Source organism: Candidatus Contendobacter odensis Run_B_J11, assembly GCF_000531125.1.
Lineage (GTDB): Bacteria > Pseudomonadota > Gammaproteobacteria > Competibacterales > Competibacteraceae > Contendibacter > Contendibacter odensensis.
The window spans coordinates 1-7,800 of record NZ_CBTK010000008.1 but is presented as its reverse complement, the minus strand read 5'-3'; the positions used below and the strand labels follow the sequence as shown (position 1 = coordinate 7,800).

The 7,800-nt window shown below is 56.8% G+C and carries 11 protein-coding genes and 1 pseudogene; 7 read left to right on the top strand and 5 right to left on the bottom strand.

All coding sequences use genetic code 11. The features are described 5' to 3' along the window. Positions 1 to 354 precede the first annotated feature (354 nt). Entirely contained in the window at positions 355 to 630 is a 276-nt protein-coding gene (locus BN874_RS00475; protein ID WP_034430092.1) for an AbrB/MazE/SpoVT family DNA-binding domain-containing protein, read from the top strand. After that, positions 590 to 742 (top strand): annotated as a pseudogene (locus BN874_RS24090) (type II toxin-antitoxin system PemK/MazF family toxin); the annotation flags it as partial. The gene BN874_RS00475 and the pseudogene BN874_RS24090, both read left to right, overlap by 41 nt. Before the next feature lie 126 nt (positions 743 to 868). Here the strand turns inward: BN874_RS24090 and BN874_RS25965 are convergent. Both BN874_RS25965 and BN874_RS00460 read right to left on the bottom strand, forming a co-directional pair. After that, a complete protein-coding gene (locus BN874_RS25965) occupies positions 869 to 1,249 on the bottom strand; it encodes a type II toxin-antitoxin system RelB/DinJ family antitoxin (RefSeq protein ID WP_081756028.1) in 381 nt (126 codons plus the stop codon). Between the two features lie 382 nt (positions 1,250 to 1,631). Beyond that, positions 1,632 to 1,892 carry a type II toxin-antitoxin system RelB/DinJ family antitoxin gene (locus BN874_RS00460; RefSeq protein WP_034430088.1) on the bottom strand — a complete coding sequence of 87 codons (261 nt, stop codon included), beginning with the start codon at positions 1,890 to 1,892 and terminating at the stop codon, positions 1,632 to 1,634. A gap of 205 nt (positions 1,893 to 2,097) precedes the next feature. Between BN874_RS00460 and BN874_RS00455 the strand changes: the two genes are divergently transcribed. From BN874_RS00455 to BN874_RS00435, 5 genes are all read left to right on the top strand, one after another. Then, complete coding sequence (locus BN874_RS00455; protein ID WP_420886093.1) at positions 2,098 to 2,343, top strand: type II toxin-antitoxin system Phd/YefM family antitoxin; 246 nt, start codon at positions 2,098 to 2,100, stop codon at positions 2,341 to 2,343. Further along, a complete protein-coding gene (locus tag BN874_RS00450; protein ID WP_034430087.1) occupies positions 2,343 to 2,732 on the top strand; it encodes a type II toxin-antitoxin system VapC family toxin in 390 nt (129 codons plus the stop codon). Before BN874_RS00455 ends, BN874_RS00450 begins: the two co-directional genes overlap by 1 nt. Positions 2,733 to 2,786: 54 nt before the next feature. Further along, positions 2,787 to 3,224, top strand: a complete 438-nt coding sequence (locus BN874_RS00445) for a DUF29 domain-containing protein (protein ID WP_034430086.1) — start codon at positions 2,787 to 2,789, stop codon at positions 3,222 to 3,224. 13 nt (positions 3,225 to 3,237) lie between these two features. After that, positions 3,238 to 3,570, top strand: coding sequence for a hypothetical protein (locus tag BN874_RS00440; RefSeq protein ID WP_034430085.1), 333 nt, complete (start codon positions 3,238 to 3,240; stop codon positions 3,568 to 3,570). Between the two features lie 181 nt (positions 3,571 to 3,751). After that, entirely contained in the window at positions 3,752 to 5,893 is a 2,142-nt protein-coding gene (locus tag BN874_RS00435) for a dihydrolipoyl dehydrogenase family protein (RefSeq protein ID WP_034430083.1), read from the top strand. A 188-nt stretch (positions 5,894 to 6,081) separates the two neighbouring features. On the opposite strand, the gene BN874_RS00430 is transcribed toward BN874_RS00435, so the two are convergent. The 3 genes from BN874_RS00430 to BN874_RS00420 form a co-directional block, all read right to left on the bottom strand. After that, complete coding sequence (locus BN874_RS00430) at positions 6,082 to 6,441, bottom strand: protein adenylyltransferase SelO family protein (protein WP_034430081.1); 360 nt, start codon at positions 6,439 to 6,441, stop codon at positions 6,082 to 6,084. Between the two features lie 2 nt (positions 6,442 to 6,443). After that, positions 6,444 to 6,980 carry a hypothetical protein gene (locus BN874_RS00425; protein ID WP_034430078.1) on the bottom strand — a complete coding sequence of 179 codons (537 nt, stop codon included), beginning with the start codon at positions 6,978 to 6,980 and terminating at the stop codon, positions 6,444 to 6,446. Positions 6,981 to 7,032: 52 nt separating this feature from the next. Then, the coding region (locus tag BN874_RS00420) for a 3-deoxy-7-phosphoheptulonate synthase (protein WP_034430077.1) at positions 7,033 to 7,800 on the bottom strand (768 nt) is incomplete at its 5' end.

The following is a 7,800-nucleotide window of genomic DNA, read 5'->3' as shown; positions in this document are numbered from 1 at the left end:
GCGTGATCGCTGATGCCAGGATTGACTTGCTCAACACCCCGGATGCTGAGCGCATCCGAAATCGAATGATTGCGGCAATCGAAGCAGGAGGTAGCAAGCCGAGTGCGTGAGTTAGTTGCTCGTCCCAGTCGCTGAATCCAGAAATGGACTGCGCTTGAGCATGGAGTGAGGTTTAAGCAGGGATTCGGCGGTGGAATCATTGCGGGCGATAAGTGACGGGAAGCGGCGAGGGTGACTATTTTTGTCAGGAGGGGTTGGGCGGGTGCGACTCAACAAAGGCCGTAGGAGCGGGCTTTAGCTCGCGAAGACCTGCTAACATTGTAATCACATTGTAGCTACTTGGGGAAATCCGGCATGGTGAGCATCCAGTTCGAAACCGTTATTCAACCGTGGGGAAACAGCCTGGGGCTACGCATCACTCGGGCGCTGAGCGAGGCGGCGCACCTTGAACGCGGCACGGTCGTAACTGTTGCGGTGGTTGACGGCGGCTTGCTGGTCAAGCCCAAACCAACCCTTGGCAAATCATGGGTTTTCCCCTATTCCGAGGCCGAACTGGTGCTGGGATTGGATCCCGCGAAAGCCCATGCCGATGAGTTACCGGCGATTCGGGTATCGGAACGGGGAGATTGACGTGGGCATCCGCTATGTGCCGGATCGAAATGAGATTATCTGGCTGGATTTCGAGCCTGCCAAAGGCAAGGATATCGGCAAATATCGCCCGGCACTGGTACTCTCCGGGAAAGCCTAGCTTAATCAGGACGTTCGCTTTCCGTCATTCCCGCGTCAGCGGGAATCCAGCAACCCACTGAAAAGATTGGATACCCGCTTTCGCGGGCATGACGAATTTGAGGGTTTAGCGAAAGTCCTGTTAATCAAATAGCTCGCCGTGAGAACCCAGTCGAGCCAACCGCAAAGTTTCTTCGTCTGGCTTTCGGTAGATCAGTAGCAAATCGGGCTTAATGTGGCATTCGCGGTAACCGGCCCAATCGTCCGCATTCAAGTCCGCCATCAACGTATCCACGCTATCGAAACGCTGGCCCTTGCCCGCTTCAAGCTCGGTCATCGCCTCGTGCGTAATCGCGTTCGGTACTTTCATCCCGAAGGGCAAACAGCGCTCATCCGCTATCCGCCGCATCAATAAACGGATAGCATCAGAAATCGACAAACCCATGGCTTCCAGTGCCTCGGCAGCGCGTTCCTTCGTATCCTGATCAATGCGCGCACGAACATAAGCTCCGATGGTACGCATGAAAATGGCTCCTTCAAAAGGCGTCAATGTAGGCCGGATAGGACTACACATCAACATAAAGACGACCGCGAAGCTTACGGAGGCCGGATCGTGGTTATGGTTTGGACTAAGCGCGACTCTTGGACGTTGGTGGAAGCTGATGATTGAAGTTAGGGATTTCGGAGCCGATCAGCAGCGCTAATTTTTTGCGTTCCTGCAAGCTCTTAAAAAGTTGGGCGTGACTACCCAAGCGAGTCAGGTAATATATGGTCATTGGCTTCTGGTGGTAATGGTTCATCATTCAATAACCTGGCAACGTACAAAAAAAGCTTTGTTGCCTGCGTGTCCGTCAGCCGAAAGTTACGCATATCTTTGACAAACATTTTGTGGCGCGAAAGGGTTCTCATTCTGTACCAATTTCAATTTGGAATTGTTCAAACGTAATAGTTTCCAGATTCTTTCTGGCGCGGACATCCAACAAAGCAGCTTTGGTTTCCTCATTGGGCAAAGCGACCTCGAAGGGCAATCCCTGTTTGGCAACAATCAGGTTGGTGAAGATATTGACCGCTTCACTGAAGTTCATACCGAGTTCGGATAGTATTTGTTTAGCTTCCGCGAGCTTATCCGCATCAAGACGTAAGCTGGTTTGTGTTTTGGTAGACATAGGACTTTTCCCCTTGATTAAATTAAACCCATTTTAGCATACCATTTGGGATGCGCTTTAAGAAAAAAGCAAAAGGAGCTACGCTCACCGAGGCCAGATCGTGGAAACCGTGCAAAAAACAGAGATTAGCCCCCTATTTCCCGCTTGACGCAATGACCGATAAAAACCAAACTAAGTTTAGTTCACAATGTGGTGAGACCCTCTGATGATTCAGCAAATCAACATCCATGAAGCGAAAACCCAACTATCCCGACTGCTGGAGCGGTCTCTGTTGGGTGAAGAATTCATCATTGCCAAAGCCGGTAAACCGGTCGCCCGCCTCACCCCGATCAAGCCGGCCCGTCAGCCGCGTCGGCTGGGGTTATTGGATGGCGAACTCCAGATTCCCGACGACTTCAATGCACCACTGCCGGAGACCCTCCTCAACGCCTTCGAGGGGCGGCGTGGCTAATGCGCCTGCTGCTCGATACCCACATCTTGCTATGGGCAATCGGCATGAGTCGCCAACTGCCGTTCGCTACACGGCAACTACTGGAGAATCCAGAGCATGAGATTTACTACAGCGCTGCCAGCTTGTGGGAAATCGCGATTAAACGCGGCTTGGGGCGGCCCAATTTTCAGGCGGATCCTGAACGTCTCCTCGCCGTACTTCCGGAGATGGATTTCATCGAATTGCCGATCACCGCCGGCCATGCAGCGGCGGTGATCCACCTTCCCGCGCTGCACAAAGATCCTTTTGATCGCTTACTGATTGCCCAGAGCCGGACGGAACCGATGATTCTGCTCACCAACGACGAACTGGTCATCCAGTACGGAGAACCCGTGCGGCGGATGAGCTAAAAACCGCAACCGGGGCGCAAAAGAAACCTATTAATCGACTCAAGAGATAACGCCATGTCCACTTACGACCAAGATGTTGTTGCCTGGTCTCAGGAACAAGCCCATTTACTCCGAATAGGCCAATTCAGCGCCCTGGATATTGAACATCTCGCTGAGGAGATCGAAGACGTGGGCCGTAGCGAACAACGTGAACTGACTCATCGCATGGCGATCCTGCTGGCGCACCTCCTCAAGTGGCAATACCAACCGGAACGGCGTAGCACGAGTTGGGCGCTGATGATCGACGGCCAGCGCGAACGCATCCGCCGCCGCCTGCAAAAAACGCCCAGCCTCAAATCCGCGTTGAATGACGTGGACTGGTGGGCAGATGCCTGGTTCGATGCCCGAATCGAAGCCACCCAAGAAACCGGCATTGAAATTCAGCGCTTTCCGCTCGAGTGTCCTTGGACTGCCGACGAAATCCTCGATCCTGCCTGGAAGCCCGCTGAGTAGGGTCAGAACCGCTATGCCGACAAAACACAAATCCTCCGATATCGCAGTGAAATTTCCGGTCACTGACGCCGATTGGGACGCCCTGATCGCCGTAGCCCCGGATTCAGTAGACGATCCCGACATGCGCCCTATTGACTGGTCGAACCAGGACTTTCGCTTTCCGTCATTCCCGCGTCAGCGGGAATCCAGTAAGCCACTGAAAAAATTGGATACCCGCTTTCGCGGGTATGACGAATTTAAGGGGCTTGGCGAAAGTCCTGCGAACGCTACGGTGACGCTTGGCGGCGGCATAGAGGCCACTCTAAACGCCCTGCGGCGAGCGCGTGGCTCACAACGATCTCGATAAAAACCCGGTTGGGAGTTGGGGGGTTGGGCGGGTGCGATGGATCGTTACCGGTTACCGCGAATTTGAACGGATACCCGACCTCACTTTTAGATCTGGCCTTTGGGTTTTCTATCCGACTCCTTCGCAAATCTTCCCTTTTTTCGACGGTCCGCGCTGTTTGCGGGAACTGGAGTTTTTGTTGATGAACCCTCGCAAGCTTCTGCTGATTCTGGCGTTCGCCCTCCTGGTGGGCGCTTTCTTCGCCCTCGACCTGGGGCGCTTTTTCAGTCTGGACTATGTGAAAAGTCAGCAGGCAGCTATTGATGCCTATCGTGTCACGCAACCGGCGCTGACGGCGGGAATCTTCTTTGCGATCTACGTCGCCGTGACCGGGCTATCGCTGCCCGGCGCGGCGATCATGACCTTGGCGGCAGGGGCGATCTTCGGCGTGCTGTGGGGAACCGTCATCGTCTCGTTTGCCTCCACCCTCGGCGCGACTCTGGCCTTTCTGGTTTCCCGCTTCGTACTGCGCGACTGGGTGCAGGGGAGATTTGGCGACAAATTAAAAGCGATCAATGCTGGCATGGAAAAGGAAGGCGGCTTCTATCTGTTCACGCTCCGGCTGATCCCGATTTTCCCCTTTTTCGTCATCAACCTGGTGATGGGCCTGACCGCGATTCGCACCGGGACGTTTTACTGGGTCAGCCAGATCGGCATGTTGGCCGGGACGCTGGTTTATGTGAACGCCGGGACGCAGTTGGCGCAAATCGACTCGCTGAAGGGTATTTTGTCGCCGGAACTGCTGGCCTCCTTTGCCCTGCTCGGTCTTTTCCCGCTGATCGCCAAGAAAATCGTCGCCATCGTGAAAGCCCGGCGGGTCTATGCGAAATGGCGAAAGCCGACCCGGTTCGACCGCAATCTGGTGGTGATCGGCGGCGGTTCAGCCGGCTTGGTGACGGCTTATATCGCGGCAGCGGTCAAAGCCAAGGTCACGCTGATTGAGAAACATCAAATGGGCGGCGATTGCCTGAATACCGGCTGCGTTCCATCCAAGGCGCTGATCCGTTCCGCCAAACTGCTCTCCCACATCCGCCGCTCTGCGGAGTTCGGGATTCGCAAGGCCGAAGCCGATTTTGACTTCGCCGAGGTGATGGAGCGGGTGCAGCGGGTCATTCAGGAGGTCGCCCCGCATGATTCCGTAGAACGCTATACCGGGTTGGGCGTAGAGGTGGTGCAAGGGGCGGCCAAAATCACCTCACCCTGGACGGTGGACATCACCACGGCGGAAGGGACGCGCACCTTGACCACGCGCAGTATTGTCATTGCCGCTGGCGCCCGGCCGTTCGTCCCGCCGATTCCAGGGCTGGAAGACGTGGGCTACCTGACTTCAGATAATATCTGGACTCTCCGCGAGTCGCCCCGGCGGCTGGTGGTGCTGGGCGGCGGACCGATTGGTTCGGAACTGACCCAGGCTTTCGCCCGATTGGGCAGTCAGGTGACGCAAGTCGAAATGGCCCCGCGCCTTCTGATTCGGGAGGATCCGGAAGTCTCGGAGTTGGTAACCGAGCGGTTTCGGCAGGAAGGCATCGCCGTATTGATTAATCACCAGGCGAAGCGGTTTGCGGTGGAGAACGGCGAAAAGGTCTTGATCGCCGAACACGACGGCTCAGACGTGCGGATTCCCTTCGATGCCGTGCTGGTGGCGGTCGGGCGGGTGGCGAACACGCAAGGTTACGGGTTACAGGAACTGGGCATTCCCGCGCCCCGCACGGTAGAGACTAATGAGTATCTGCAAACGATCTATCCCAACATCTACGCGGCGGGCGACGTGGCCGGGCCGTTCCAATTCACCCACACCGCCGCCCATCAGGCGTGGTATGCAGCGGTCAACGCCCTGTTTGATCCGTTCAAGAAATTCAAAACCGACTATTCAGTAATTCCCTGGTCAACTTTTGTCGATCCCGAAGTGGCACGGGTCGGTCTCAATGAACAGGACGCCAAGGAGAAAGGCATTCGCTACGAGGTTTCGGTCTATGGTTTGGACGATCTGGATCGGGCGATTGCTGACGGGGAAGCGCACGGTTTCGTCAAGGTGCTCACCACGCCGGGCAAGGATCGTATTCTGGGCGTGACCATCGTCGGCGAACATGCCGGCGATTTGCTGGCCGAGTATGTGCTGGCGATGCGTCACGGCATCGGCCTGAACAAAATTCTCGGCACGATTCACATTTACCCGACCCTGGCGGAAGCCAATAAATATGTCGCCGGCGTCTGGAAAAAGGCCCATGCCCCGGAGAAACTGTTGGCCTGGGTCGAGCGTTTTCATGCCTGGCGGTGCGGTTGACACCCCGGAGAGGAGAGCGACGATGAAAAAAATTCCTCCTGTAAATTTTCCGGTGATCGGAACTGTGGGGCAGGCAGGTAAAATGAATATCACCTATTGAGATCAATGGGTTGGATTCAGTCAACGCCCTAGCCTGATGCTACCAACCCTCGCCATCACAGGAAAATTTACAGGACCAAATCGTCCAGTCAGTCTCGACAAGCTTGGAGCAGTTCGAGCAGGTCGGCGAGCAGTTTCTCGCCGGCGGTATCTTCAAGCGTCTCCAGACCGAGTTTTGCGGCCACCAGCTCTCGATAGGTCCGCTCGAAGGTGGTGCGATACACCGTCAAACCCTGTTCGATGCCTTCGGCGGCTTGGAGCAGCGGAGTCAGCGCACGCCCGAATCGAGACAGGTTCCACAGCTCGATATGGTGCTGGTTCGCGTAACAGTACCGCCGCCCGCTGGCGTCGGTGGTGTTGGGGGTCCAGGCCGGATCGTAGGGTTCCAGCCAGCCATAAGGGCCATAGTCAATGGTCAGGCCCAGAACGGACAGGTTGTCGGTGTTCATGACTAATATCGTGCCGTCGAATACGCTGGCAAATCCACCATATCCACCAGGTAGTACAACTCCGTCGTCCGCACTGTCCCCAACCCTGCTGGCGCCGACACTTTGATCTGCTTGGCCGCCTTCTCAATCGCCGCCCCGGTCGCCAAAACCCACGCGAGTCCATTCTTCGGCAATCCCATCCCGCCCGCATTCGACCGCAGCTTCAGTGTCCCGCGCTTCTTCGATGGCACCCGTAAATTGCCCACTTGCCGCCACGCCGTGATCGAATACTCAAGCCGGTCCGACATCGCCGCATCCATCACTGCCCCGATATCCGAGGCATCCCACTGAAACACCACGCCGAAAATCCCATCGCTATCGGAATACACCGGCGGATACGCTATCGACTTCACCTCCAGCCCCAACGGCGTATACAGTGTCATCCGTTCCACCGACCGCTTGTACACCGCCCCCATCGACACCATCGCCCCCGGCAGCTTCGCCCCCGATTCCCCTTCAAACACCAGCCCGGCCACGAACCCCAGATTCAATTCAGCCATCTCACGCCTCCTTAGGATCGCAAGGATAAAAGACAGAAGTAAGTGCGCCTTTCTATCGCTCGAACTTGGACAGGTTCCGCCGCGCCCGCACCGCCTGAGCCAATTGGTCGAGCAATCGCACGGAATCCTCCCAGCCGATGCAGGGATCGGTGATGCTTTGACCGTACACCAGGGGTTGATCGAGGCGTAGATCCTGCCGACCCTCGACCAGATGGGACTCCACCGCCACCCCCATGATCCGTGCGCTGCCTGCGGCGATTTGCTCGGCGACCGCCGCGCCCGAGACCAATTGTCGCTGGAACCCTCCCGGAGTGTTCCCGTGCGAGAGATCGACCATCAACCGTTCGGGCAAATTGGACCGGGCGAGTTCGGCGCAGGCCGCCTCCACGCTCGCCTGATCGTAGTTGGGCTGGCTCCCCCCGCGCAGGATGATGTGGCCGTCGGTATTACCCAGGGTATCCACAATCGCCACCTGACCGGACTTATGCACCGACAGGAAGTGATGGCGCTGGCGGGCAGCCAGAATCGCCGCAATGGCGATCCGCACGTTACCGTCGGTGCCATTCTTAAACCCGACCGGCGACGACAGCCCGGAAGCGAGTTCGCGATGCACCTGCGATTCGGTGGTCCGCGCCCCGATAGCGCCCCAGGAAACCAGGTCGCCGATGTACTGGGGAGAGATCACATCGAGAAATTCGCAGCCAGCGGGAACGCCCACCTGATTGATGCGCACGAGCAGGTCGCGGGCAATGCGCAGCCCCTCATTGATCCGGAAGCTGCTGTTCAGATAGGGATCGTTGATCAGGCCCTTCCAGCCGAC